Origin of the sequence: Clostridium amylolyticum, assembly GCF_900142075.1 — a bacterium.
In the GTDB taxonomy this organism is placed as follows: domain Bacteria; phylum Bacillota; class Clostridia; order Clostridiales; family Clostridiaceae; genus Clostridium_AA; species Clostridium_AA amylolyticum.
Genome location: NZ_FQZO01000001.1, coordinates 719,146 through 745,148, shown reverse-complemented (window position 1 = coordinate 745,148; position 26,003 = coordinate 719,146). Strand labels below are relative to the sequence as shown.

Sequence of the window (26,003 nt, the reverse complement as noted above, 5' to 3'; positions counted from 1 at the left end):
TTAATTTTGTAAGCAAAGTTTATTTTATTTTTATTATATACTAAATTTATATCCCTTATTCAAAGCAACATAACTGATATTATAATTATAGAACAATTTGGCAAAAAAGTATACTACTTAATAAGAGTTTCTAATATTGTTTGGATTTTATTCAAAGCCTCTTGTGCTTTTTCAGGTAATTTCCCCCCTGCTTGAGCCATGTCTGGTCTTCCACCACCACCACCGCCAGCAATGGAAGCAATTTCTTTAATTATTTTTCCACAATGAACTCCTTTTAATACAGCTTCTTTTGAAGCCATAGCGACAAAATTAACCTTATCTTCTGTAATGCTTGCTAGTACTACTAAACTATTATCATTCTTATTTCTTAATTTCTCAGCTAACTCTCTAAGAGAATTAGCATCTATATCATTTAATATAGCTTTAATTAGTTTAACTCCCTTTACCTCTATTGCAGAGGATTGAATGTCATCTTCAGAACTTGAAACTAATTTTTGCTTTAATTCTGCAATTTCTTTTTCTTTTTCTTTTAATTCAGAAACAACATTATTAAGTTTATTAATAAATTCTTTTTCGCTAGCTTTTAAGATCTGTGAACCTTCTTTGATTAATTCTGTCTTAATTTCAAAATATCTCAATGCATTAATACCGGTAATAGCTTCTATTCTTCTAATACCTGCTGCAACCCCTGATTCTGATATTATTTTAAACAAGCCTATTTGTCCAGAGTTCTTAACATGGGTTCCTCCACATAATTCACTACTAAAATCACCCACGGATACAACCCTTACCTTTTGAGAATATTTCTCATCGAACAAAGCCATAGCTCCAGAGTTCTTAGCCTCTTCTAAGGTCATTTCATCTGTAATAACCATGTTAGCTTCCATTATTTCTTTATTTACCATCTCTTCTACAGCTTTTAATTCTTCTTCTGTCATGGAGGAAAAATGCGTAAAATCAAATCTAAGTTTATCTGCATCTACATAAGAGCCTGCTTGATTAACATGTTCTCCCACTATAACTTTAAGTGCTTTGTGAAGTATATGGGTAGCAGTATGGTTTTTGCAGATATTATTTCTTCTTTGGGTATCAACTTGAAGTACAACCCTTTCTCCTAGTGTTAGAGAGCCCTCTAACATTTTAATTATATGAATAACTTTCCCTGATAAATTTTTCTTACAGTCTATTACTTCTGCTTTAAAATTATCATTATAAATTATTCCTATATCTCCAACTTGACCACCCATCTCTGCGTAGAAAGGAGTCTTTTCTGTAACTATAAAGCCCTCTTCACCCTCATTAATGGTTTCTACAAAATCCTTATTATTGGAAATAACTTTAACTGTTGAAGAAAACTTAGTATCATAATAACCTACAAACTCTGTATTAATAGTTTTGTCAATTTTACTAATCAAACTATCTTCAGAGCCCATATAGTTACTCTCTCCTCTAGCATCTCTTGCTCTCTGCCTCTGACTTTCCATTTCTCTATTAAATTCTTCTTTATCCACCTTTAAGGACTTTTCTTCTAAAATTTCCTCAGTAAGCTCTAGTGGAAAACCATAAGTATCATATAATTTGAATGCTTTTTCACCGCTTAAAACTCCTTTATTGCTGGTCTTAATTTCTTCAATATAATTATTTAATATATCCATACCTGAATCAATGGTTTCGTTGAATCTTTCTTCCTCCAAAGCCACTACTTTTTTGATATAATCCTTTTTTTCAATAAGTTCTGGATATGCACCTTTATAATTTTCTATAACTTCATCCACTATTTTAGTTAAGAAAGAATCTTTTATTCCAAGTAGTCTTCCATGTCTTGCAGCCCTTCTAAGTAATCTTCTTAAAACATAACCTCTACCTTCATTAGATGGCAATACACCATCTGATATTAGCATAGTAAATCCCTTAACGTGATCGGTAATTATTCTTAAGGAAATATCATTTTTAGATGACTCACCATAACTTACACCTGATATAGAGCTTACTTTATTTAAAATATTTTCTACTGTATCTATTTCAAAAATATTACTTACACCTTGCATTATGGTAGCAATTCTTTCAAGTCCCATCCCTGTATCTATATTAGGGTTAGGAAGCTTATTATAAACTCCATTTTCATCCTTATTAAACTGTGTAAATACAAGGTTCCAAAATTCTATTATCTTGTCTTCATCTTGAGCCTTTATAAACTCCTCAGTACTATTAACCTCTATGCCTACCCTATCATAATGTATTTCAGAACTAGGTCCACAAGGTCCCTGACCAATCTCCCAAAAGTTATCCTCTTTTCCTAATCTAAATATTCTTGAAGTTTGGATATCTGTTTTTTCACTCCATATTTTGTAAGCTTCGTCATCCTCATGGTATATGGTTACATACAATCTATCCTTTGATATTTTTAAGATCTCAGTAACAAATTCCCATGCCCATTGTATAGCTTCTTCTTTAAAATAATCACCAAAAGAAAAGTTACCCAGCATTTCAAAGAAAGTGCCATGTCTAGAGGTTTTTCCTACATTTTCAATGTCACCTGTCCTAATGCATTTTTGGCATGTAGTAACCCTTTTAGACGGCGGAGTTTTAAGTCCAGTAAAATATGATTTTAATGGAGCCATACCAGCATTAATAAGTAATAAACTCTTATCGTCCTTTGGCACTAAAGAAAAACTATTCATCCTTAAATGATGTTTACTTTCGAAAAAACTTAAATATGCTTCTCTTATTTCATTTAATCCTGTTTTATCCACTGTAATCCCTCCATATAAAAATTTACAAATAAAAAGCCTTCATCCCCATGAAAAAAGGGACGAAAGCATATATCCGCGGTACCACCCTAATTATGTATAAAAATACATCGCTTAATTTCTCATAGCTCAAAGATAGCTTCAATATACTTCATAAGAAGTTCGCACCTTCCACTTCCTCTCTTAATATTACAGTATATTTACTCATTCTTATCATCGCTTATTATTCCTTTATAGGCAAATTATATGATAATAACAATTCTATGTCAATAACTTAATAATCACTTATTTCAGTAATACCCTATAACTATAATACCCTTCACAGAAAATAACATAAGGTTAAAAAAGATGGTAATTAATATCTTCATAAATAACTTTAATAATAACAGCAACGGGCACTGCCAATACCATACCTATAAATCCAGCTATTTTCTCACCTAGTAAAAGTAGTAAAATAATCATAATAGGATGAATACTTATACTGTCTCCAATTATTTTAGGAGATATGATATCTCCTTCTATTTGCTGAATAATAGCTAGCAAGATTGCCGTCCAAATGGCCTTTTCTGTAGAGTGTAAAAGAGCTATAAAAACTGCTGGAATAGCACCGAACATAGGCCCAAAATATGGAATTATATTCATAATAGCATTAAGTATTGAAAGCCAAATGGGGAAATCTACTTTCAATATTATTAATGATAAAAAAGTTAATATTCCTATGATAAGGCACAAAATTAGTTGGCTTACTATATATCTTGAGAGCAATTTGTCAATATCTGCAGCAACATTTTTGAACATTTGTCTTTGTTTTGTAGGCAATATTAGTAACAACTTACTGTTTAAAAAATCTCCCTCGCTTATTAAGTAATAAGTTATTATAGGAATAACAGCTAAACTAATAAAGCTCTCTCCCACTTTAATGAGTATATTCACTATATTTTGTGAAATATTTATTATGATTAAATTTAAATAATCATATATAGTATCATGGGACAGATTAAATATCTTAAGTTTATCCAAGTTAAACATGGTAGTTAGTTTACTTATAACCTTCTCACCTTCTGTAATTACCGTATCAATATCCAAACTTTCTCTAAACAAACTTGGTATTAAGTAAATGATGATTAATGAAAATAAACCTATAATTGAAATTAACAGAAGTCCAGCAGCTACTTTCTTATTAAAACCTTTTTTCATAAGCCATAAGTGTATAGGCTTTAATATATAAGCTAATACATAGGAGGAAAATACCACTAAAAAAATTTCTTTAAATATTTTAGATTTATAATATAAAATTAAAAATAATAATAATAGTATAAATACAAAAATGCTACCTGATAACCTCTTTAAGATATTTTTTGTATACTTATTCATAATAGCCCTCATGATTTGACTTATGAGGTATGGATATTAAATTAATTTTGTTCTCCTCCATATGATGCAATATAAAATCTTCTCCTAAGATACAATTGGATGGTAAAATTATGTTCTTACCATATAATAACTTATGAATCAGCCCTGAAGCTACAATTAAACCTTTAATGGTAAAAGAGTATGAATCTATGAGTATATCTTCTAAAACACCTAGCATTTCTCCATTCAAATTAAATATTTCAATATCTTTTATTTCTTTAAAACAAATAAAACTTTGTTTATCATTACCCTTTATTATCATTACTTTATTTATGGATATAACATTCTCCATTAATACTGTCTGCTTTTTTGAAAATAAACTTAAAGGAGAAATTAAAAAACCTACTACCTTACTTTCATGAAAGTCTATTAAAATATCTTTTATATATCCAATTTTTTTCCCTGTGGTGTTAAGCACTTTCATATAGTCAAAATCTTTAGTTCTATACATTTAGTAATTCCTCCCATGAGGTGAAAAATAATGTTTATTAAGTGCATATTTAAAGTATTAACCTTTGTATAAAAAAAATACCTTGAACATCAAGGTATTTTATAAATATTTATATTTTATTCTCCGTGAACTTCTGCATGTATGTCATCATGCTCTTTATAGTCCCAAGGTTCAAGCCCTTGTGAAACTCTATAATCATTAATAGCTTTATGAATAGCTTCTTCCGCTAAGACAGAACAGTGCATCTTAACTGGAGGAAGTCCATCTAAGGCTTCTGCTACTGCTTTATTGGTAAGGGTCCATGCTTCTTCTAAGGTTTTTCCTTTAATGAGTTCCGTAGCCATACTGGAAGAAGCTATAGCAGAACCACAACCAAAGGTTTTGAACCTTACATCTTGAATGACATTATTTTCAACTTTTAAGTAGATCTTCATTATATCTCCGCATTTGGCATTGCCCACTTCACCTATTCCATTGGCATCAGCTATTTCACCAACATTCCTAGGATTTCTAAAATGCTCCATTACTTTATCGCTATACATCATCTATTTTTTCTCCCCTTTTAAAAAATCTTCCCATAAAGGTGACATGTCTCTCAATCTTTTTATAATAGGAGGCAACACCTGGATAACATATTCTACGTCCTCTAAGGTGGTGCTTTCTCCTAAGGTTAATCTTAAGGAACCATGCGCTATTTCATGAGGTAGTCCTATAGCCAATAATACATGTGAAGGATCTAACGACCCTGAGGTACAAGCGCTTCCACTAGAAGCACACACCCCTTCAAAATCTAATGAAAGCAAAATGGATTCCCCTTCAATAAATTTAAAGCATATATTAGCATTACCAGGCAACCTTTTAGAATCCTTTGGTCCATTGAGTTTGCTATATGGAATGTTTAACAGCCCTTCCACAAGCTTGTCACGTAATGAACTTAATCTCTTGTTTTTCTCTTCTATATCAGAAACTGCAAGTTCTATAGCCTTACCTAGTCCTACTATTCCAGGAATATTTTCTGTTCCAGCCCTTCTTGCTCTTTCTTGTCCTCCGCCATGTATTAAGTTATCTATTTTTACTCCTCTTTTTATATAAAGAGCACCAATACCTTTAGGTCCGTAAAACTTATGGGCAGATAAAGACAATAGGTCAATGTGCATAGCTTTTACATCTATCTCTATGTTACCTATAGCCTGAACCCCATCTGTATGAAACAATACTTTATTTTGAGAACATATTTCTCCTATTTCTTTTATAGGCTGTATAGTACCAATTTCATTATTTGCAAACATAATAGATACTAAGATAGTTTTATCTGTAATGGCATTTTTAAAATCTTCTAAATTAATAACCCCTTCAGAGTCCACCTCTAAATATGTAACATCAAATCCTTGTGTTTCAAGATATTCACATGCGTGCAATATAGCATGATGTTCAATTTTTGTAGTTATTATATGGTTACCTTTTTTTCTATTGGCAAAAGCAATGCCTTTAATGGCCCAGTTATCTGCTTCAGACCCGCCTCCAGTAAAGAAAACTTCATTGATCTCACATTTTAAAGCTTTAGAAACTCTTTCTCTGCTTACATCAATAGCTTTTTTTGTCTCCCTAGATAAAGAGTAAAAGGAGGATGGATTTCCATATTTTTCAGTAAAATAAGGCATCATTTCACTGAGTACCTCTGGCTTCACATAAGTTGTAGCAGCATAATCCATATATACAGTTCTGCTCATTTACTTCACCTCTGTTTTAAGATTAATAGTTGAATTTTTTGTATTAAGTCTATTATAATCATCGATAATATCTTGAAGTGTCACTGACTGCATCACATCATCAATACTATCTTTAATTTTTTTCCATAAAAGCCTGGTAGCACAGCAATCAACATTAGTGCAGGGTACTCCATCAACGCATTCGGATATTTCAATAGGTCCTTCTAATATTTCCATTATTTCAGCCACTGTAATATCTTTAGGAGACTTGTTAAGAAAATAACCTCCTTGAGCCCCTCTCACGCTCCTAATTAATTTAGCTCTTCTTAGAGGAGAAAATAACTGCTCAAGATAGTATTCTGAAATATTTTGCCTCTCGGATATACTTTTGATAGACACTGGGGTTTCGTCATAGTGAATAGCCAAATCAACCATGGCTTTGACACCATAACGTCCTTTGGTGGAAAGCTTCATTTTATCACCCCTTAAATCTGAGTAATTTACTATACATTCACAAAAATATAATAGCAAAGCCGAGTATTAAAGTCAACAATAAATAAAAACTTTTGTTAATAAAATATCATGGTATTTAATTTTATTTTTTAATATTTTTCCAATAATTTTTTATGCTTTGTTCAAATTTATTCTCTCCATAATTATAATATATTTTATCTTTAATATTATCCGGCATATATTGTTGATTAATATAATTATGAGGATAATCATGAGGATATTTATACCCTTGCATCCTTCCTAACTTTTCAGCACCTTTATAATGGCCATCCTTTAAATGAAGAGGTATCTCCCCTATATTGGTTTTATCTATGTCCATTAAGGCTTCACCTATAGCTTTTACAGCGGAATTAGACTTTGGAGCAGTAGCCAGAAGGAGTACAGCTTGAGCTAAAGGTATTTGAGCTTCTGGGAAACCTAATTGCAATGCTGAATCAGTACATGCTTTTACAATGGAAATAGCTTGTGGATATGCAAGTCCTATATCTTCTGATGCTATTACTAAAAGCCTTCTTATTATGGAAGTTAGATCTCCAGCTTTTATCAGCATAGCTAAGTATAATATGGATGCCTCCGCATCACTTCCCCTAATAGATTTTTGAAAGGCACTTAATATATCATAATGCTTATCTCCATCTCTATCATAACTAAAATTCTTTTGTGCGAACTCTTTTGCTAAATCACCAGTTATAATTATCTTATCTTTATTAGAAGGAGTTGTTTTAATTATAAGTTCCAAGGAGTTTAATGCTTTTCTAAGATCACCTTCAGAGGAATTACTTATAATTTCTAATGCTTCTTTTTCAAAATCAACAAATAGTCCATTTTCTTCTTTTTTTAATTTATGGCACACCTTTAATAAACCTTCTATAATTTCTTCATTGGACAAAGGTTTAAATTCTATTACCGTAGCTCTGCTTAAAATGGCTTTAAATACATAAAAGTATGGATTTTCTGTAGTGCTTCCTATTAATGTAATTTGACCATTTTCCATATATTCTAATAGAATTTGCTGAGTTCTTTTTGGGAAGTGGTGAATCTCATCTATATAGAGTAGTATCCCCTCATACCCCATAAAAGTATTTAATTCACTTAGAATTTCTTTAATATCTTTTGTTGAATCCGTTGTGGCATTTAATCTATGAAATCTTTTATGCGTCATTTCTGCAATGATATTGGCTACGGTGGTCTTGCCCACACCAGGAGGTCCGTAAAATATCATATTAGGTATAAATTTAGATTCTATAATTCTATTTAATATCTTTCCCTTGCCTAAAATATGCTTTTGACCTATAATGTCCTCCATGGATTCAGGCCTTAGTCTATCCGCTAAAGGTCTTTCCATCTTATTCACCTCTTTAAATTTCTGTCTTAGAAATATTCTAACATAATAATTTCATTAATAAACCCATAATAATTGCCTCTATGGCAATTACGCTATAGAGGCAATAAAAAAATTTATATAATTCTTGTACCTTCATTTCCATCTAAAGCAGCTTTAGCTTTATTTAGAGATGAAATTATAGCCACTCTTGAGTCTTTAGATTTTACAAAGGCCAAAGCTGCCTTAATTTTGGGAAGCATGGACCCTGGAGCAAAATGACCTTGCTTTATATACTCTTCTCCTTGGGAAACTGTCATCTCATCTAACCACTTTTCATCTTCTTTGCCATAATTAATAGCTACTTTATCCACTGCTGTTAATATTAGAAGCATATCCGCCTCTAATATTTCTGCAATCTTTTCAGAGGCAAAATCCTTATCAATAACTGCCGGTACACCTTTTAGTATATTATGCTCTTCTATTACGGGGATTCCTCCCCCTCCTACAGTTATAACAATATGCCCTGCTTCTACTAGGGTTTTAATAACTTTTTCTTCCGCCACTTCTAAAGGCATAGGTGATGGTACCACTCTTCTAAATCCTCTATTAGCATCATTCTTCATAACATAGTTTTTTTCTTTTTCCAGCATTTCGGCTTCTTCCTTTGAGAAGAATGATCCCACAGGCTTACTTGGATTTAAAAAGCCAGGATCATCTTGGCTTACTTTTACTTGAGTTATTATTGTAGCTACTTCTTTCTTTATATTTCTTACACGTAACTCATCCCTTATGGCTTGTTGCAGATGATACCCAATATAACCTTGACTCATAGCACCGCATTCAGGAAAAGGCATTATAGGAATTGACTTATCTTGTTGGGCTGCAGCTTCATAAGTGGAAACTATCTGTCCAACTTGAGGCCCATTACCATGAGCAATTATTATTTCATTTCCAGACTCCACAATATCTACAATAAACTTGGCTGTATTTCTGCAAGTTTTTAATTGCGCTTCTGCTGAAGTATCTTTAGGATTTTCCTGGAGAGCATTCCCCCCTAGTGCTATAACGATTCTTCCCATAAAATCCTCCTATAAAGTTGCAACCATTACTGCTTTTATGGTATGCATCCTGTTTTCAGCTTCATCAAAAACCTTGGAATAAGAGCTTCTGAACACTTCATCCTCCACTTCTCTTATGTCTAATCCTTGATTATCAAAAGTTCCCTTTGCCATATCAGTTTTAAAATCGTGATAGGAAGGTAAACAATGCATAAATATAGCATCTTGGTTATCAGTAGCTTTCATCATATCCATAGTAACTTTATATGGAGTTAGAAGTTTTACTCTTTCTAAAAGTTTATCCTCTTCTCCCATGGATGCCCAAATATCTGTATAAATAACGTCAGCACCCTTTATATCTTCTATTGAATCTGCCATTTCTATCTTAGCTCCAGTTTCATTGGCAACCTTTTGAGCTTTTTCCATTATTTCTTTATCCGCCCACAACTCTTTAGGTGCAAGAGCAGTATAGGTCATTCCCATTTTAGCGCAACCATACATAAGAGCATATCCCATATTATTTCTAGCATCACCTACAAAAACTAGCTTTACTTTATTTAAAGGTTTATGGATATGTTCTTCAATGGTAAGTAAATCCGCTAATACTTGAGTAGGATGATCTACGTCAGTAAGCCCGTTCCATACAGGAACTCCAGAATATTTTGCTAAGTCTTCTACGGTTTGTTGTTTAAAACCTCTATACTCTATTCCATCATAAAATCTTCCCAGTACCTTGGCAGTGTCTTCAAGGCTTTCTTTTTTGCCCATCTGTGAATTAGTTAGATAAGTTACATTGGCACCTTCATCAAAGGCAGCTACTTCAAAAGCACATCTTGTTCTGGTAGAGGTTTTGTCAAATAATAATACTATATTTTTCCCAGCTAGAAGGTTATTTTTTATTCCCATTCTTTTTTTTGACTTTAAATCCTTAGATAAATCAATAAGATATCTTATTTCTTCTGGGGTAAAGTCCATCAAAGTCAGTAAACTTCTTCCTTTTAAATTTACAGGCATCGTTTTATTCCTCCTCTAATTATAAATCATCTCTATATAAAGGCATACTCATGCATCTTGGGCCACCTCTACCTCTAGATAGCTCCGCACTAGGCATGGTTAAAACCTTTATTCCTTTTTTGGTTAATATCTCATTAGTTACATAATTTCTATTATAAGTTATTACTACTCCAGGTGATATTGCAAGGGTATTAGAGCCATCATTCCATTGCTCTCTTCCAGACACTATTGCATCTCCGCCACCACAGCGTATAAGCTCAACACTGGGAAGTTTAAGAGCCTTCATTAGAACTTTGCTTAGCTCCTCATGATGAACCTTAAAATTAAGTCTTTCTTCACCCTCTTGGGTAATTTCATATACATTTAAAGGTCCCTCTATACCAGGATGAATAGTAAACTTATCATAATCCACCATAGTAAACACTGTGTCTAGGTGCATAAATGCCCTACAGGAAGGTATTTCAAAAACTAGGACCTTTTCAAATCCGCTTTGATTTTTAAATAATCTTTGTGCTAGTATTTCAATAGCCTCTGCTGAGGTTCTCTCACTGCAGCCTATGGCAACAATCTTAGGAGATAATACTAATATATCTCCCCCTTCAATACTGTAAGGTATATCTCTGCCGTACCAATGAGGAATATTTTTACTCTTATATATTGAATGGTGATTAAATATCCAATCTAGAAAGAAAGTTTCCCTTTTCCTAGCAGAGGTATGCATAGCATTTATGGTTATGCCATTGCCTAAAACCGCTCCAGGGTCTCTTGTAAAGTATAAATTTGGCATAGGATCTAAATAGAAAGGGTATTTATTGTTTAAAATTTCTGTTAATGAGCTAATATTTTCTATTTTGATTTCATCTTTTCTTATACCTGACATTACCTTTTCCATCATAGTAAATAAAGACATATCCATTAAATACTTAATAAGATTTTCAGTTAGATTTTTGGATGTGATAGAACTTTCTCTTAAAAAGTTTTTTAAGAAATCATATCTTTTTTCTTCAGTTTCTAAAGATTCCATGAGTAGATCTTCTAAATATAATACCTCCACACCGTTTTCTGTTAATATAGTTGCAAAACCATCATGTTCCATTCTTGCAGCCTCTAGGTAAGGAATATCATCAAAGAGTAGCTTTCCTAAATATTCAGGCACAAGATTTTCAATTTCCTTTCCTGGCCTATGTAATAAAACTCTTCGCAATCTTCCAATTTCTGAACCTACATTAAGAACTTTATTCAAAAGTATACCTCCTCTTGTTATAATATTTAGCTTATTTTAATATAATTAATATTAAACCAGTTTAGTAAACGTATACACTTATATTATCCCTTGTATTATTGGTTAATTTATTTCAAATTATTTAACCAATTTTTCATTGATAAATCATTTCTTGCAACATAAGGTTTTATATAAATAAATTAAGTCAAAATTTCTTTAAATATAGTTATAATTATATTATGTGCCTTCATTCTAATATTGTAAATACTAAAATTTAACAAAACTCCTTCATTATAGTGAAGGAGTTTGATTTAACCAGTAGTTATCCATATTTCTAAACTTTTTGTATCTATTATTTACAACCTCTTCCACAGAAGATTTTTTTAGTTCATCCAGGGACTTTAGTATATAATTCCTTATATTAAAAGCACACTGCTTAGGATCTTCTTGTGCCCCACCTTCTGGTTCTTTTATAATATCATCAATTATATGATACTTTTGTAAATCAAATGCAGTTAATTTCATAATTTCTGCAGCCTCTTTAGCTCTTGAGGCATCTTTCCATAATATACTTGCAAATCCTTCCGGTGATAAAATTGAATAAATGGAGTTTTTAAGCATAGCAAACTTATCGCTGATAGATAAAGCTAAAGCTCCTCCGCTGCCTCCTTCACCAATTACTATAGATATTATTGGCACTTTTAAAGAAATCATATTAATAAGATTTTTAGCAATTGCTTCCCCTTGCCCTCTTTCTTCTGCACCTATTCCACAAAAGGCTCCTGGAGTGTCTACAAAGCAAATTATAGGTCTATTAAACTTTTCAGCTTGTTTCATTAATCTTAAAGCTTTCCTATAACCTTCTGGATGAGTCATTCCAAAATTTTTCTCTATATTTTCATAAGTATTTTCGCCTTTCACTTGGGCCACTACAGTACATTTTATATCTTGTATTACAGCTAACCCTGCCATAACAGCCTTATCCTCTCCATAATATCTATCTCCATGAAGCTCAATAAAATCATCAAACACATTGTCAATATAATACTTTGCTGTAGGCCTATTCTTATGTCTAGCTAATAATACTCTGTCCCACGCTGATTTAATTTCAGTCATAATATTAACTCACCTCGTGAAATGAAAGAAGCTTATATAATACATCTTTAAGCTCTTTTCTATTAACTATTTTATCTATAAATCCCTTTTCTTTTAAAAATTCTGCCTTTTGAAAACCCGGGGGCAAAGTTTCATTGATGGTTTTTTCAATTACCCTTTTCCCTGCAAAGCCTATAGATGCTCCTGGCTCGCTTAATATAATATCAGCCTGCATGGCGAAGCTTGCTGTAACCCCTCCCATGGTAGGGTCAGTTAAAACAGAAATAAATAAGATACCTTCTTCATCCAACTTTGATAGCACTGTACTAACTTTAGCCATTTGCATTAATGAGAATATACCTTCTTGCATTCTTGCTCCACCTGAAGCTGTAAAAATAATTAATGGTATTCTGTGTTCCAAGCTAAGTTCAGCAGTTTTTGCTATTTTTTCTCCCACTACAGTACCCATGCTTCCCATCATAAAATTACTATCCATCACACATACTGCAGCTTTCATATTCTTTATACATCCAATTCCTGTTATAACCGCTTCATTAATTGCACTAATATTTTTATTATTATTTATTTTATCAAAGTATTCAGGAAAGTTTATTGGGTTTGTTGTTTCTATATCCTGAAAGAATTCTTGAAAAGTATCAAAAGTTCTAGAAATTCTCTCTTTTGCTCCTAGTCTGAAATGAAAGTTGCAATTTAAGCAAAGCCCTTCATTGGCTTCTATGTCCTCAAAGTAGAATTTAGAACTACACATAGGACATTTGCTCCATAACCCATCTGGTATACTAGGCCTTTCCTCTTGTAGTTCTTCATCATTTATTTTTATTTTACTTACAGTTAAGTATTTTCTCTTTTTAAATGCATCTTTAAACATTAACTATTCACCATCATTTCTTGTATAAAGGACGTATTATAGTTACCATTAATAAAATTTACGTTATTTAAAATTTTAATTTGAAAATCAATATTTGTTTCAATACCTTGTATAATAAGTTCATATAGAGCACTTTTCATTTTGGCAATAGCTTCTTCTCTATTTTTTCCATGTACTATGAGTTTTCCAATCATGGAATCATAGTAAGGAGGAACTGTATATCCACAATATAATGCTGTATCCATTCTCACTCCTATGCCACCAGGAATGTGAAGCAAATCAATTTTGCCTGGACAAGGTTTAAAACCTTCTTCTGGATTTTCAGCATTAATCCTACATTCAATGGAATGCCCATTAATGAAAATATCCTTTTGAGAAAGAAGCAGTTTTTTTCCTTGAGCTATGTTTATCTGTTCTTTTATTAAGTCTATACCAGTAATAGCTTCAGTTACAGGATGCTCTACCTGAATTCTTGTATTCATTTCCATAAAGTAGAAGTTGTTATTACCATCTAATAAAAATTCTATGGTTCCTGCATTTTTGTAATTTACACTTTTAGCAGCTTTAACTGCAGTGTCACCCATTTTATCTCTTAGTTCTTGTTTTAATGCTACTGAAGGTGCTTCTTCAAGGACTTTCTGATTTTTTCTTTGAAGCGAGCAATCTCTTTCACCTAAGTGAATCACATTACCATACTCATCTGCTAAAATTTGAAATTCTATATGTCTTGGATTCTTTATATACTTTTCAATATAAACTCTATCATCGTTAAAGCATGCCATGGATTCAGCTTTAGCATTATTATAGTTATTAATAAAATCATTTTCTAATTCAACTATTCTAATTCCTCTTCCTCCGCCACCGGCTGCTGCCTTTATCATCACAGGAAATCCAATGTCCTTTGCAATCCTTAATGCTTCTAGCTCATTTTCAATACTTCCTTCATATCCCGGAACTACAGGCACACCAGCCTTTTTCATCATTTCTCTAGCCTTAGCTTTATTTCCCATAAGCTCTATGCACCCTGCCTCAGGACCTATGAATTTAATTCCACATTGTTTACATATATGCGCAAACTTAGGGTTTTCAGATAAAAAACCAAAACCAGGATGAATTGCTTGTGCTCCAGAAGCCACAGTAGCACTTATTATACTTTCAATATTCAAATAACTTTCAGTAGATCTCACAGGTCCTATGCAAATAGCTTCATCTGCCAGCTGAACATGAAGAGAATCCTTATCAGCTTCAGAATAAACAGCTACAGTTTCTATTCCTAATTCTCTGCAAGCTCTAATTATCCTTAGTGCGATTTCTCCTCTATTTGCTATTAAAATCTTACTTATCATGCAATCAACTCCTAAGCCCCTATGGCAAATAATATTTCTCCCTCACAAGCTACTTTATCTTCTACTTTTGCACATATTTTACCAATACCAAAATTAGATCTTAGCTTTACTATTTCCACCTCTAAATTTAATATATCTCCTGGTATTACCTTTTTTCTAAATTTAACAGAATTTATCCCTGCAAAGTAAGCAGTTTTTCCTTTAAATTCTTCTAGGCTTAATATAGCCACAGCACCTAACTGAGCTAGGGATTCTACTATAAGAACCCCAGGCATCACTGGTTCTTCAGGAAAATGTCCTTGAAAGAAATATTCGTTCATAGTTACATTCTTAATTCCCTGAGCTTTTTTTCCCTTTTCTATATAAGTTACCTTATCAATTAAAAGAAAAGGATATCTATGAGGTATTATGCTCATAATCTCATTTATATCCATTTTAAAATCACCTACTTCCTTATTTTAAAGAGTGGTTGACCATATTCTATCATATTACCGTTTTCCACTAATATTTCTAATACTTCACCATCATAGGGGCTTTCTATTTCATTCATTAACTTCATAGCTTCAATTATACATAGCACATTTCCTTTAGAAACCTTGCTACCTACAATACAAAATGGATCTTTATCAGGAGAAGGGGAGTTATAGAAAGTTCCCACCATAGGTGATTTAACTATTTCATATTCCTCCACTAATTCCGATTCTTTTACTTTATGATTTTCTTCTCCAAAAGCTTGTTGCAAATTGTTATCTTCTGTGGGTATTATTTTCTTTATTTCTTCATTATCTACCCTTTGGTGTTTTTCAATTTTATTTATATTTCTTTGTAAAGACTTATCCATGGTAATGGATACATCTTTGTTCTTAAATTCAAATAAAGCTATGTTTGATTTATTTATAGTGATTATGAGTTCTTTTATTTCTTCAAAAGTCATGGTTTCACAAACACATCCTTTTATAGTTTTTTGAATATTAATACAGCATTATGTCCACCAAAGCCTAAAGAATTAGTTAATGCATAGTTCACCTCTGAAGCTCTTCCTTCATTAGGTACATAGTCTAAATCGCATTCTTCATCTTTAACTTTTAAACCCATGGTGGGATGAATATAATTATCCTGAAGTGTCTTCACACAAGCTATGGCTTCTACTGCACCAGCTGCACCAAGTAAATGTCCCGTCATGGATTTAGTGGATGAAATAGGGATATTATAGGCCCTATCCTTAAATACTTCTTTTATGGCCAAGGTCTCTATCTTATCATTATAGTAAGTTCCTGTCCCATGAGCATTTATATAGTCTATATGAGTATAGCTAATTTCAGCATCATTTAGAGCTTCTTCTATGGCCTTTATAGCTGCCTTACCTTCTGGATCTGGAGCAGTAATATGATAAGCATCACAAGTAGTACCATACCCTACAATTTCAGCATAAATATCAGCATTTCTTTTAATTGCATGTTCTAGGCTTTCAATAACTAATACCCCTGCTCCTTCTCCCATAACAAAACCGCCTCTTTCCTTGTCAAAAGGAATAGAAGCTCTAGTAGCATCGGCATTAGTACTTAGTGCTTTAAGTGCACTAAAGCCTGCTACAGAAATTGGAGTTATAGGTGCTTCTGTACCACCACATAGCATAACGTCGCATTTTCCTTCTTTAATATATCTATAAGCTTCTCCAATAGCATTTGTACCAGTGGCACAAGCTGTTGTAATAGAATAGCAGGGTCCTTTTGCACCTATATTTATGGCTATATGCCCCGAAGCCATGTTACTTATAATCATAGGTATGAAGAAAGGTGAAACCCTTAAACTTTCTCTACCTTCATTTTTTTTAAATTCGTTTCCTAAAGTTATAAAACCTCCAATACCTGATCCTACAATTACACCTACTTTGAAGGGGTCCTCCTCTTCAATATTAAGCTTTGAATTTTGAAGTGCCTCTTTTGCAGCCACCACTGCAAATTGAGAAAATCTATCTAACTTTCTAGCTTCTCTTTTATCTATATAATTTTCTACATTGAAGTCTTTTACTTCTCCCGCTACATGGACATTGTACTTACTACCATCTATGGATGATATAGCATCAATTCCACTAACACCTTTTTTTAAATTGTTCCAATAATCTTTTACAGTAACTCCTATAGGAGAAATAACTCCCATACCAGTAACTACTACTCTATTTTTCATAACCTTCACCTCACATAACCATTCCGCCATCAACGCAGAGTACTTGACCAGTAATATAATCAGAATCATCTGAAGCTAAGAAAGAAACTGCCTTTGCCACATCTTCAGGTAACCCTAATCTCTTTAAAGCTATGGCTTTTGAAAGTTCCTCCACAGCTTTTAAAGAAAGCTTAGCTGTCATATCCGTTTTAATAAAACCTGGAGCTACAGCATTAACGCATATTCCTCTAGAACCTACCTCTTTAGCTAGAGACTTTGTCATTGCGATAACTCCTGCCTTTGATGCAGAATAGTTCACCTGCCCTGCATTTCCTGTAATTCCTACCACAGAGGATATATTTATAATCTTCCCCTTTTTTTGCTTAAGCATTACAGGGGTTACGTGTTTTATGCAATTAAATGTCCCTTTTAAATTGATTTCAATAACTGAATCAAAGCTTTCCTCAGTCATTCTTAATAAAAGAGAATCCTTTGTTACTCCAGCATTATTTACTATGACATCAATTCTACCGAAAACTTTTAATGTATCTTTTATTAGTCCTTCAGCTTGAGCAAAATCGCTTATATCAGCTTTTATGGCTATAGCTCTCACCCCAAGTTTATTAATCTCATCCACTAAATTATTAGCTTCCACATCATTGCTTCTATAATTTATAGCTATATTCATTCCATCTTCAGCAAGTCTTAGAGCTATAGCTCTACCAATCCCTTTAGCAGCTCCTGTAACTATTGCAACTTTATTCAAACAATCTTCCTCCTTTATTTAAAGGCTTCCATAGCTTTATTTAAAGTACTTATATTTTCTATATTTAATATCTTACACTGAGGATTAATCTTTTTCATAAATCCACTTAGTGCTTTTCCTGGACCAATTTCCAAAAAAGTATCTATTTCCATATCTATTAAAGTAGCTATGGTTTTACTCCAAAGTACAGGTGAAATTACCTGTGTCTTCATTATTTCCTTTATATCGGATTTACCATCATATATTTTTCCAGTAGCATTTAATACCATAGGTATTTTAGGTTCATTAAATTTATACTTTCTTAGTTCTTCACTTAATCTTATTGATGCATTTCTTAATAATGGACTATGAAATGGTCCACTCACTGAAAGTTTAATTGCCTTCCCACCAGCATTTTTTATATTTGTCATGGCCATTTCTACAGCTCTAGTATCACCAGAAATAACAATCTGACCAGGACAATTATAATTAGCCGGAATCACCATGCACCCTTTATCAGAAATTTCTTTACAAATATTATCTACCACTTCATCCTGTAATCCAAGAACTGCTGCCATGGTTCCAGCACCTGCTGGTACAGCCTCTTGCATAAATTCCCCACGCTTTTTAACGATTTTTACAGCATCTTTAAATTCCATAACCCCAGCAGCAGTAAAAGCTGAATATTCACCTAAACTAAGACCAGCAGTAGCCACCGGTACAATACCTTCTTTTATCAATGTCTTGGTAATGGCCATTGAATTAATTAATACTGCTGGTTGAGTAATTTCAGTACTTTGCAATTTTTCTTTTGGTCCAAAAAAACATATATCTTTAATATTAAAATTAAGTAAATCTTCAGCTTCATCTAATACTTCTCTAAAGTCACTATAACTTTCATAAAGATCCTTACCCATTCCTACATATTGTGCTCCCTGACCTGGGTATAAAAAAGCTATTTTTGACATAATATTACCTCATATTAGCATTTTGAATTTTGTTTATTATATTTTTGGCTTCTTCCACAACTTCTGTTATGATTTCATCACAATATTGTTCTTTAGATACAAGTCCAGCTATCTGCCCTGCCATAACTGATCCATATTCAATATCCCCATGAATAACAGCCTTAGCAAGAGCCCCTCTACCTAATTCTTCATACTTATCCAAAGGTGCACAACTTTTTTCTAGTTCTTGAAACTGTCTTGATAGTTTGTTTCTTATAGTTCTCACAGGATGTCCTGTAGGCCTTCCTGTTACTGAAGAATCTATATCCTTGGCTGCAATTACTTTGTTTTTGTAATTTTCATGAATAATACACTCTTTTGCCACCAGGAATCTAGTTCCCATTTGAACCCCTTCTGCACCTAGCATAAAGGCTGCAGCTACTCCCCTGCCATCCCCTATACCACCTGCTGCTATTACAGGTATATTAACTGCATCCACCACTTGAGGAACTAGACATAGGGTAGTTATCTCTCCAATATGCCCACCTGCTTCATTTCCTTCTGCGATAACGGCATCTGCTCCTGCTCTTTCCATTCTTAGGGCTAGTGCCACAGAGGGAATCACAGGAATAACCTTAATACCAGCTTCTTTCCACTTTGGTATATATTTTGCCGGGTTTCCAGCTCCTGTAGTTACCACTGGAACTCCTTCTTCTATAACTACCTTTGCTAATTCTTCAGCATTTTCGCTCATTAACATTATATTTACTGCAAAAGGCTTATCCGTCATAGCTTTGGTTTTTCTTATTTCTTCTCTGATTTTATCTACAGGTGCATTTGCACCTGCTATTATCCCTAACCCTCCAGCATTAGATACCGCAGAAGCTAAAGAGCTTTCAGCTATCCAAGCCATAGCTCCTTGAAATACTGGATATTCTATATTTAAAAGTTCAGTTACTCTTGTATCAAACATTATAACCCCTCCAAAAGTGCATTAAATTTTATGCATTATTTTCCACATATTTTACTGCATCACCCACAGTTTTAATAGATTCTGCATCTTCAATTTGCACTTTAAACTCTTCCTCAATTTCAATTATTAGCTGAAATAGATCTAATGAATCTACACCTAAATCCTCAAAACTTGTTTCTAATGTAACCTTATCCTCTTCTACATTTAATTGCTCTACAATTATTCCTCTAACTTTTTCAAATATCATAATATATTCCTCCATTTTTTTATTATTAAAATTGTATAAGTAAAGACCCGTAGGTCAATCCTCCTCCAAACCCTACAGCAATGACTTTATCTCCTTCACTAATCATACCTTTTTCAAAAGCTTCATTTAATGCTAATGGAATACTAGCGGAAGATGTGTTGCCGTAATCCTGAAGATTAATATAAAACTTATCTATGGATATATTTAATTTTTTACTTGCAAACTCTATAATTCTCAGGTTCGCCTGGTGAGGTATAATAAGCTTTATATCTTTTTCAGTTAAATTGAATTCTTCAAATATGTCCTTAATACTTTCACTAATTACCCTAGTAGCAAATCTATAAACTTCTTGACCATTCATTTTTACAAAATGATCTTTATAAGGGGAAGTATTATTTCTATTAAAAGGATTATTAGGTTTTAAAGCTCCACTTAAAAGACTATTTCCCTTATCTCCTTCTGCTCCTGTAGATATCTTCATAATTCCAGGTTTATCGCTAACTTCCATATATACTGCTCCAGAAGCATCACCAAAAAGTACGCAGGTACTTCTATCTTCCCAATTAGTTATTTTAGATAAGCATTCAGCACCAATAACCAAAGCATTTCTAAACCTTCCACAGCCTAGAAGAGATTTTGCTACATCCACCCCATAAATAAATCCAGAACATGCAGCATTTATATCAAAAGCAGATGCTTTAAATGCACCTATTTTATTCTGTACTATACATGCAGTGGAGGGAGTAAACATATCAGGCGTTACTGTAGCTACTATAATTAACTCGATTTCCTCCGCCTTTACACTGGCTTTCTTTATACAAGAAACGGCGGCTTCTGTAGCTAAATCTGATGTATCTTTATCTACGGAAACCCTTCTATTTTTTATTCCAGTTCTAGTAGTAATCCATTCATCTGAAGTATCTACTAATTTAGATAGCATATCATTAGTGATTATTAGTTCTGGCACAGAACTTCCTGTAGAAACTATTCTCACATTATTCATTTGAAATCTCCTTATTTCTTTAAATTATATTTTTCTTTGAAAAAGCGATTTAACTTCTCTAAGGAGGTTATTAGTACTTCTTCCTCAACTTCACTCAATCCATCAATGGTCTCTTTAATCATATCTTTATGAAATTTTAGATGTACCCTATAGGCAAGCTTGCCTTTCTTAGTGAGCTTTATTTTAACAACCCTTCTATCTTCTTCAAGTCTTTCCCTTTCTACATAACCTTTTTTTATAAGCTTATTTATAGCCGTGGTCAATGTACCTAAAGTTATTCTCAAATCCGCGGCCACTTCAGACATATTCCTTGCAGTATATAAACCAATGGCATCAATGGTATGAATTTCTGTTACGGATATATCAGAGAGTGCACCGCTTTTTAGGGCTTCTTGTTCAATTTGTAAGATATCATTAAAAATATCTACTAATAATTCATTTAATACATGTTCACTTTTACTCAAGCTTACCGGCTCCTTAGCATAATATTTTATAAATAAGTCATCATTACTTTGTTAAGGCAAGATTTACTTTGAATTTAAAATAGTTTGATTATCAAAACAATTACTTTGATAGTCAAAGTATATAATATAATATTTATTCATGTCAAGATTAAATTTTCCAAAAATAAAGAGTTAAGCATTTAATAATAAAAGCTTAACTCTTTATTAATTGATTTATTCATTAAAGTAACAGTTAACAATCTCTCCATAAAAGACAGTATGGTAATCCTCATTATAATACCAAGAAGCATTGGCATCTCCCTTTAGTAAGTTAGGGTCAATATCACTCTTATAAATTATCTTGCACTCAAAATATATCCCACAGCCTTTAATAATTGGTGATTCTACATCATTGGAATCCTGTAGTTCGATATTTGCTACTTCATATTTATTTACATCTCTTCCTGATTTCGATCCACATATACCTAATTCTTTTTTCAAATCACTATTGGTAGGAATGCTTAAGGTGAAGCTATCAGCTTTTTCAATAATTCCATGGGTATATCTTGATTTTCTTACCATTATGGTGAAAATCGGTTTACCCCACATATATCCTATGCTTCCCCAGGATACTGTCATAGTATTAACTTTGTCTTCATGTTTAGAGGTCAAAAAGGCACCCTGCTTTGATAAATATTTCATGCCTTTTTCCATACATTTAGTATAATCTAGAGCCATTATTTAGTCCCTCCTATTGCTATATTAAGGATATTATAGCATAAGATGATAAACAATAAAATTTTAAATGTTTAAACTAGCTCTTAAAAGTTCCTCTGCAATCTTTTTATTTTCTTTTAGTAGAACCCCAACACATGCCATAACATAGAAATTATCCATAAGTACCCTAGCCTCTTTTCTTGGAAGCATAGTAATATCCTCTTTGTTATACCTTATGGAAGTTAATATTTCTTCTCCTTTTCCTAGCTTTACTAAAGCTCCCCCTGTAGCTATTATATATTTTACTTTGGATAAATCCTTACCATATGCCATATAACTATTGGCAGTTCCATAAATCCTTTTAATATAGCCCACATGCCTGTTTAAAGCCACTTCCACCGCTTTTTTAGTAATAAGGTTTGAAAAGTATTTTTCTTCTTCAGTTTCTGGAATGGCTTTTATTTGTGTTTTAACATATTCCTTAGAATAATTATTTAACTCATAATCATTTAATAGGTTAATAACATTATCTGCATTAATATATACCCCTAAATCTCCCTCTACGGTTCTTTTCCCTTTAGGCTCAGGACTAACTAAAATATCAGTTATTTTTCTATCTCCTAGGGTTACAGAATGTATATCTGTGGTGGCTCCTCCCACGTCTATAACTAAAACGTCTCCAATAATCTCGTAAAGATACTTTGCCGCCTCCATCACCGCCCCGGGAGTGGGTAAAATATTTCCGGTGACCATTTTTCTTATTTCCAACATTCCCGGTGCTTTAACTATGTTTTTTTCAAAAGCTTCCTGTATCACCTTTCTAGTGGGCTCCACATTCAGCTCATCCACTTTAGGGTATACATTTTCCACTATATATAATTCTTTATTTTTTAATATTTCCTTTATCTCCTCTTCCGCAGCTTTATTTCCACAATATATAATAGGGATATTTATATCCTCATCCCTTATTATTTTAGAATTATAAATAGCAGTTTCACTTTCTCCGTAATCTGTTCCCCCAGCAATAATTATAATATTGGGCTGAATTTCCTTTATCTTTTTAATATCATTAGGTTTTAGTTTGCCTGCAGTGATATATTTAATATTTCCCCCAGCACCTAAAGCCGCTTCTTTAGCTGCTTTAACCGTCATATCTTCTATAAGACCATGAACAGTAATTTTCAATCCTCCTGCCGCACTACTACAAGCTAGCATTTTGTCATAAACTATTTTATCTCCTAATTGTAGCTCTATATCACTAATTGCCCTTTGAAGGCCTATATTCACATCTCCTTCAAAAATAGTGGTATCACTTTTTCCTTGAGCCAAAATAGAAGTACCTTCATCATTGCATTTAATAGCAGTAACCACTGTGGTAGTACTCCCTATTTCTGCAATTAAATAATTTATATTCATCTATTTATTGCACCAACCTCTTCTCTGAAATTCATCATAAATAAATGTAGCCACATGAACTCCCTTGGAACCTCTTCCAAAGCCAGTATCCATGCCACTAGCTTTTGCAATATCTTCAGTGACCTGAGTACCTCCTGATATTATTATTAATTTATCTCTAATTCCCTTTTCTATAGCAAGGTCATTAAGCTTTTTCATATTCTTAATATGAATTTCATTATGAGTGATAATGGTACTAGCTAAAACCACCTGAGCTTTGGTTTCTACTGCTGCATCTAGTAGTTTTTCTATAGGACAAGATGTTCCTAGATATACACACTGAATACCATATTTTTCAATACCACCATGTTTAATATCAATGGTTTCTCTAAGCCCTACGGAATGTTCATCCTCTCCTACTGTAGCTGCTACCACCTTAACTGGATTTTCGTGGAAAAAATTTTTTAAAAACTCCTCACTTAAAGATTTTTTTGGCTCTTTAATCACTAAAGTATCTCTATCAATTTTAAAGTTCACTCTACCTTTTATTTCCACCAAGGTTCCTTCACTCTTTTGAAGCACTTCCTTGTGGATTACTTCCACATCTGTAAGATTCATTTTCTTACCTATTTCTAGGGCTGAGGCTTCACTTATAAGTTCACCTTCTGGAATGAATAATGTAACAGAAACCACGCCATCTTTATTCCACTCTACTTCTGGAACAATACTGCTATCCTCCTTATTTAATTCCAGTCTTTTATTTACGTTATCTTCTTCATCCAGTTCATCTATAAACTTTATTTTTTCATGTTTGCATAAAGTACAACCTTGTATTTCATCACAGGGTTTATTGTACTTTTTAGGTACATTATTATATCCAAAATGAGCGCAAACCGGTGCATAATAACTGCTTTCCCTAGGTATTATACTGTCTTCTCCTATACCTCCATCTATTTTTCTGCTAATACCATCACTATTTCTTTCAGGATATTCTCCAGAATCCACAAAGAAGCCTTGCTCTACTGCCTTGAAATATCCACCTACTTCTAAAATCTCTTCTAAAAACAAAATTGCTCTTTCTTTTAGTTCTCTTGCTTTATCTCTTAAATATCCTTGATTTTTAAGTTCAATCATATCCATAAGCCCATCCATACCTACTAGGGCTTGCTTAGCCGTATTAATAGCATGAATGTTATTATAATGCCAAGGTACATTTCTTCCTTCATCGGGAGTTATGGTACTTTGTATATCCACAGAGGTTAATTTTGATATTAATAAATTTAACGTATGGCTTACAGTAGCTTCTCTGGTACAAGATTCTATATACTTAGTATTCATTTGGGCTCTCATCTTATAATCTTTAAATATTTCCCTAAGAGCTACTGCATAGGGTAAATCTATCTTTAAACAAGGTGCTGGAGAAGATGTAGGCGGTACTGTAGATAAAGCTATTAAATCCTTTCTCATCCCCGCCATTTCTGAAAACTTACAGTTTATAGCATGCTGTACCATAAGTTCTGGCATAACTTTATACCCTTTCATAGCTGTAGCATTAGCATTATGGGCTCCATCTATCTGAAGCATATCTACAGAACTCATTATCCTTTTTGCTACTGCAGCATCAACAAAAGATCTCACCATATTTATATTTCTATAAAGCACGTTGTACTGCGGATCTTGATGGGCTCCATTTACTCCTTCTTCCGCAAACATTACGGCTATATCAGGTCCTGCCACTCCTGATACGTAGGAGTGAAAATTGATTTCCCTGCCTACCTCATCCTCTATAATATCTAAAGCTTTCCTGGTAGCTCTCACTTGCTTTCTAGTGATAGGTACCCCTCCCACACCTTCTGGTGTACCTTCTATTAATCCATCGAAATGACTTTGTCCTGCAGTTCTTATCACCATAATATGATCTGCTCCATGCCAAGCAGCCATTCTCATTCGCCTTATATCATCTTCAAACCTCCCTGAAGCTATCTCTGTGGTTATAACTGGCTCAGGTTGGGGATCTATGCCATGAAAACTTCTAGAAGCAGGAAGGGGTTCTGATTTTTTAAGACACTCACTTATTTCGCTATATTCAAATTCTCCCAAAGTGCCTTCATGTTTTTTTCTCCATGTCCATCCTTTTCTTTTAGGATGATATTTGTCTAAATCTCTTAATATTTCAAAAATATCTAACTTTTTATCTTCATAAAGCAAATTAATTCCCCCTTAAAATTCTATTAACAGTTTCCCAGCCTTGTCCTATAGATAACAAACTTCCTGCTTCTTTATAGTCTATCTTATTATTTTCACCTAAGCACAATACCGCATGCCCCATGCCATATCCTAACAATCCCCATTTTAATCCGTATTTAACTATATTATCTGCCTCAATACTGGAAAATCCCATTCTTAACAACACGCTTCTTTCTATGGCAGGAGATGTGTTCTTATAGGCTATATCCACCAAAGGTTTTACAATTTTTTCTGTTAACTCCCAAAACCTATTAAAAAGCTCTTCCTCAGATAAATTTGCCAGGTGTTGTCTTCTTTTATTAAAATCATCTATTCTTTTCATTTCCCATTCCCCTT

Annotated in this window: 26 protein-coding genes and 1 other annotated feature; all 26 genes read right to left on the bottom strand. The window is 33.1% G+C overall.

What is annotated here, in order from left to right; all coding sequences use genetic code 11:
* Positions 1 to 113 precede the first annotated feature (113 nt).
* Complete coding sequence (alaS, locus tag BUA82_RS03605; protein WP_073004736.1) at positions 114 to 2,753, bottom strand: alanine--tRNA ligase; 2,640 nt, start codon at positions 2,751 to 2,753, stop codon at positions 114 to 116.
* Between the two features lie 52 nt (positions 2,754 to 2,805).
* Positions 2,806 to 2,976, bottom strand: a binding site (T-box leader).
* Between the two features lie 113 nt (positions 2,977 to 3,089).
* Positions 3,090 to 4,124, bottom strand: a complete 1,035-nt coding sequence (locus BUA82_RS03600; RefSeq protein WP_073004734.1) for an AI-2E family transporter — start codon at positions 4,122 to 4,124, stop codon at positions 3,090 to 3,092.
* Positions 4,117 to 4,614, bottom strand: a complete 498-nt coding sequence (locus tag BUA82_RS03595; protein WP_073004732.1) for a PRC-barrel domain-containing protein — start codon at positions 4,612 to 4,614, stop codon at positions 4,117 to 4,119. The genes BUA82_RS03600 and BUA82_RS03595 overlap by 8 nt, the downstream gene beginning before the upstream one ends.
* Before the next feature lie 116 nt (positions 4,615 to 4,730).
* Positions 4,731 to 5,159: a Fe-S cluster assembly scaffold protein NifU gene (nifU, locus tag BUA82_RS03590; RefSeq protein ID WP_073004730.1), complete on the bottom strand. Its 429-nt coding sequence runs from the start codon at positions 5,157 to 5,159 to the stop codon at positions 4,731 to 4,733.
* A complete protein-coding gene (gene nifS / locus BUA82_RS03585) occupies positions 5,160 to 6,344 on the bottom strand; it encodes a cysteine desulfurase NifS (protein ID WP_073004728.1) in 1,185 nt (394 codons plus the stop codon). It lies immediately after the preceding gene.
* Positions 6,345 to 6,797, bottom strand: coding sequence for an RrF2 family transcriptional regulator (locus tag BUA82_RS03580; RefSeq protein ID WP_073004726.1), 453 nt, complete (start codon positions 6,795 to 6,797; stop codon positions 6,345 to 6,347).
* 121 nt (positions 6,798 to 6,918) lie between these two features.
* Entirely contained in the window at positions 6,919 to 8,181 is a 1,263-nt protein-coding gene (locus BUA82_RS03575) for a replication-associated recombination protein A (RefSeq protein WP_073004724.1), read from the bottom strand.
* A gap of 113 nt (positions 8,182 to 8,294) precedes the next feature.
* The gene (gene arcC, locus BUA82_RS03570; protein ID WP_073004721.1) at positions 8,295 to 9,239 is read right to left on the bottom strand and encodes a carbamate kinase; all 945 of its coding nucleotides are present in this window, start codon (positions 9,237 to 9,239) and stop codon (positions 8,295 to 8,297) included.
* A gap of 9 nt (positions 9,240 to 9,248) precedes the next feature.
* Positions 9,249 to 10,232, bottom strand: coding sequence for an ornithine carbamoyltransferase (gene argF / locus BUA82_RS03565; RefSeq protein WP_073004719.1), 984 nt, complete (start codon positions 10,230 to 10,232; stop codon positions 9,249 to 9,251).
* A gap of 19 nt (positions 10,233 to 10,251) precedes the next feature.
* The gene (gene arcA, locus BUA82_RS03560; RefSeq protein WP_073004717.1) at positions 10,252 to 11,475 is read right to left on the bottom strand and encodes an arginine deiminase; all 1,224 of its coding nucleotides are present in this window, start codon (positions 11,473 to 11,475) and stop codon (positions 10,252 to 10,254) included.
* 270 nt (positions 11,476 to 11,745) lie between these two features.
* Entirely contained in the window at positions 11,746 to 12,570 is an 825-nt protein-coding gene (locus tag BUA82_RS03555; protein ID WP_073004715.1) for an acetyl-CoA carboxylase carboxyltransferase subunit alpha, read from the bottom strand.
* A 4-nt stretch (positions 12,571 to 12,574) separates the two neighbouring features.
* Positions 12,575 to 13,438, bottom strand: coding sequence for an acetyl-CoA carboxylase, carboxyltransferase subunit beta (gene accD / locus BUA82_RS03550; protein WP_073004713.1), 864 nt, complete (start codon positions 13,436 to 13,438; stop codon positions 12,575 to 12,577).
* The gene (locus tag BUA82_RS03545) at positions 13,438 to 14,784 is read right to left on the bottom strand and encodes an acetyl-CoA carboxylase biotin carboxylase subunit (RefSeq protein ID WP_073004711.1); all 1,347 of its coding nucleotides are present in this window, start codon (positions 14,782 to 14,784) and stop codon (positions 13,438 to 13,440) included. Before BUA82_RS03545 ends, accD begins: the two co-directional genes overlap by 1 nt.
* An 11-nt stretch (positions 14,785 to 14,795) precedes the next feature.
* Positions 14,796 to 15,218, bottom strand: a complete 423-nt coding sequence (gene fabZ / locus BUA82_RS03540; RefSeq protein ID WP_073004709.1) for a 3-hydroxyacyl-ACP dehydratase FabZ — start codon at positions 15,216 to 15,218, stop codon at positions 14,796 to 14,798.
* 11 nt (positions 15,219 to 15,229) lie between these two features.
* Complete coding sequence (gene accB / locus BUA82_RS03535) at positions 15,230 to 15,718, bottom strand: acetyl-CoA carboxylase biotin carboxyl carrier protein (RefSeq protein WP_073004707.1); 489 nt, start codon at positions 15,716 to 15,718, stop codon at positions 15,230 to 15,232.
* A 20-nt stretch (positions 15,719 to 15,738) separates the two neighbouring features.
* The gene (gene fabF, locus BUA82_RS03530; RefSeq protein ID WP_073004705.1) at positions 15,739 to 16,971 is read right to left on the bottom strand and encodes a beta-ketoacyl-ACP synthase II; all 1,233 of its coding nucleotides are present in this window, start codon (positions 16,969 to 16,971) and stop codon (positions 15,739 to 15,741) included.
* Positions 16,972 to 16,981: 10 nt separating this feature from the next.
* A complete protein-coding gene (fabG, locus tag BUA82_RS03525) occupies positions 16,982 to 17,716 on the bottom strand; it encodes a 3-oxoacyl-[acyl-carrier-protein] reductase (RefSeq protein WP_073004703.1) in 735 nt (244 codons plus the stop codon).
* A gap of 14 nt (positions 17,717 to 17,730) precedes the next feature.
* A complete protein-coding gene (gene fabD, locus BUA82_RS03520) occupies positions 17,731 to 18,663 on the bottom strand; it encodes an ACP S-malonyltransferase (RefSeq protein ID WP_073004701.1) in 933 nt (310 codons plus the stop codon).
* A gap of 4 nt (positions 18,664 to 18,667) precedes the next feature.
* Positions 18,668 to 19,615, bottom strand: a complete 948-nt coding sequence (fabK, locus tag BUA82_RS03515) for an enoyl-[acyl-carrier-protein] reductase FabK (protein ID WP_073004699.1) — start codon at positions 19,613 to 19,615, stop codon at positions 18,668 to 18,670.
* A gap of 28 nt (positions 19,616 to 19,643) precedes the next feature.
* Positions 19,644 to 19,862: an acyl carrier protein gene (acpP, locus tag BUA82_RS03510; protein ID WP_073004696.1), complete on the bottom strand. Its 219-nt coding sequence runs from the start codon at positions 19,860 to 19,862 to the stop codon at positions 19,644 to 19,646.
* Positions 19,863 to 19,887: 25 nt separating this feature from the next.
* A complete protein-coding gene (locus BUA82_RS03505) occupies positions 19,888 to 20,865 on the bottom strand; it encodes a beta-ketoacyl-ACP synthase III (RefSeq protein WP_073004694.1) in 978 nt (325 codons plus the stop codon).
* An 11-nt stretch (positions 20,866 to 20,876) separates the two neighbouring features.
* Entirely contained in the window at positions 20,877 to 21,329 is a 453-nt protein-coding gene (locus tag BUA82_RS03500) for a MarR family winged helix-turn-helix transcriptional regulator (RefSeq protein WP_073004692.1), read from the bottom strand.
* A 213-nt stretch (positions 21,330 to 21,542) separates the two neighbouring features.
* On the bottom strand, positions 21,543 to 22,046 hold the full coding sequence (locus tag BUA82_RS03495; RefSeq protein WP_073004690.1) for a flavin reductase family protein: 504 nt from the start codon (positions 22,044 to 22,046) through the stop codon (positions 21,543 to 21,545).
* A 63-nt stretch (positions 22,047 to 22,109) separates the two neighbouring features.
* A complete protein-coding gene (locus BUA82_RS03490; protein ID WP_073004688.1) occupies positions 22,110 to 23,441 on the bottom strand; it encodes a GlmL-related ornithine degradation protein in 1,332 nt (443 codons plus the stop codon).
* Complete coding sequence (oraE, locus tag BUA82_RS03485; RefSeq protein ID WP_073004686.1) at positions 23,442 to 25,628, bottom strand: D-ornithine 4,5-aminomutase subunit OraE; 2,187 nt, start codon at positions 25,626 to 25,628, stop codon at positions 23,442 to 23,444.
* Position 25,629: 1 nt separating this feature from the next.
* The gene (locus BUA82_RS03480) at positions 25,630 to 25,989 is read right to left on the bottom strand and encodes an ornithine aminomutase subunit alpha (RefSeq protein ID WP_073004684.1); all 360 of its coding nucleotides are present in this window, start codon (positions 25,987 to 25,989) and stop codon (positions 25,630 to 25,632) included.
* Between the last annotated feature and the right edge of the window lie 14 nt (positions 25,990 to 26,003).

Coding starts and splice junctions, on each gene's coding strand:
- BUA82_RS03480 (WP_073004684.1), bottom strand. CDS start 25,989: ATGAAAAGAATAGATGATTTTAATAAAAGAAGACAACACCTGGCAAAT.
- BUA82_RS03575 (WP_073004724.1), bottom strand. CDS start 8,181: ATGGAAAGACCTTTAGCGGATAGACTAAGGCCTGAATCCATGGAGGAC.
- argF (WP_073004719.1), bottom strand. CDS start 10,232: ATGCCTGTAAATTTAAAAGGAAGAAGTTTACTGACTTTGATGGACTTT.
- fabF (WP_073004705.1), bottom strand. CDS start 16,971: ATGAAAAATAGAGTAGTAGTTACTGGTATGGGAGTTATTTCTCCTATA.
- BUA82_RS03490 (WP_073004688.1), bottom strand. CDS start 23,441: ATGAATATAAATTATTTAATTGCAGAAATAGGGAGTACTACCACAGTG.
- acpP (WP_073004696.1), bottom strand. CDS start 19,862: ATGATATTTGAAAAAGTTAGAGGAATAATTGTAGAGCAATTAAATGTA.
- BUA82_RS03495 (WP_073004690.1), bottom strand. CDS start 22,046: ATGGCTCTAGATTATACTAAATGTATGGAAAAAGGCATGAAATATTTA.
- fabD (WP_073004701.1), bottom strand. CDS start 18,663: ATGTCAAAAATAGCTTTTTTATACCCAGGTCAGGGAGCACAATATGTA.
- BUA82_RS03580 (WP_073004726.1), bottom strand. CDS start 6,797: ATGAAGCTTTCCACCAAAGGACGTTATGGTGTCAAAGCCATGGTTGAT.
- nifU (WP_073004730.1), bottom strand. CDS start 5,159: ATGATGTATAGCGATAAAGTAATGGAGCATTTTAGAAATCCTAGGAAT.
- fabZ (WP_073004709.1), bottom strand. CDS start 15,218: ATGGATATAAATGAGATTATGAGCATAATACCTCATAGATATCCTTTT.
- BUA82_RS03600 (WP_073004734.1), bottom strand. CDS start 4,124: ATGAATAAGTATACAAAAAATATCTTAAAGAGGTTATCAGGTAGCATT.
- BUA82_RS03545 (WP_073004711.1), bottom strand. CDS start 14,784: ATGATAAGTAAGATTTTAATAGCAAATAGAGGAGAAATCGCACTAAGG.
- accD (WP_073004713.1), bottom strand. CDS start 13,438: ATGTTTAAAGATGCATTTAAAAAGAGAAAATACTTAACTGTAAGTAAA.
- BUA82_RS03555 (WP_073004715.1), bottom strand. CDS start 12,570: ATGACTGAAATTAAATCAGCGTGGGACAGAGTATTATTAGCTAGACAT.
- fabK (WP_073004699.1), bottom strand. CDS start 19,615: ATGTTTGATACAAGAGTAACTGAACTTTTAAATATAGAATATCCAGTA.
- arcC (WP_073004721.1), bottom strand. CDS start 9,239: ATGGGAAGAATCGTTATAGCACTAGGGGGGAATGCTCTCCAGGAAAAT.
- BUA82_RS03505 (WP_073004694.1), bottom strand. CDS start 20,865: ATGAATAATGTGAGAATAGTTTCTACAGGAAGTTCTGTGCCAGAACTA.
- accB (WP_073004707.1), bottom strand. CDS start 15,718: ATGACTTTTGAAGAAATAAAAGAACTCATAATCACTATAAATAAATCA.
- nifS (WP_073004728.1), bottom strand. CDS start 6,344: ATGAGCAGAACTGTATATATGGATTATGCTGCTACAACTTATGTGAAG.
- BUA82_RS03595 (WP_073004732.1), bottom strand. CDS start 4,614: ATGTATAGAACTAAAGATTTTGACTATATGAAAGTGCTTAACACCACA.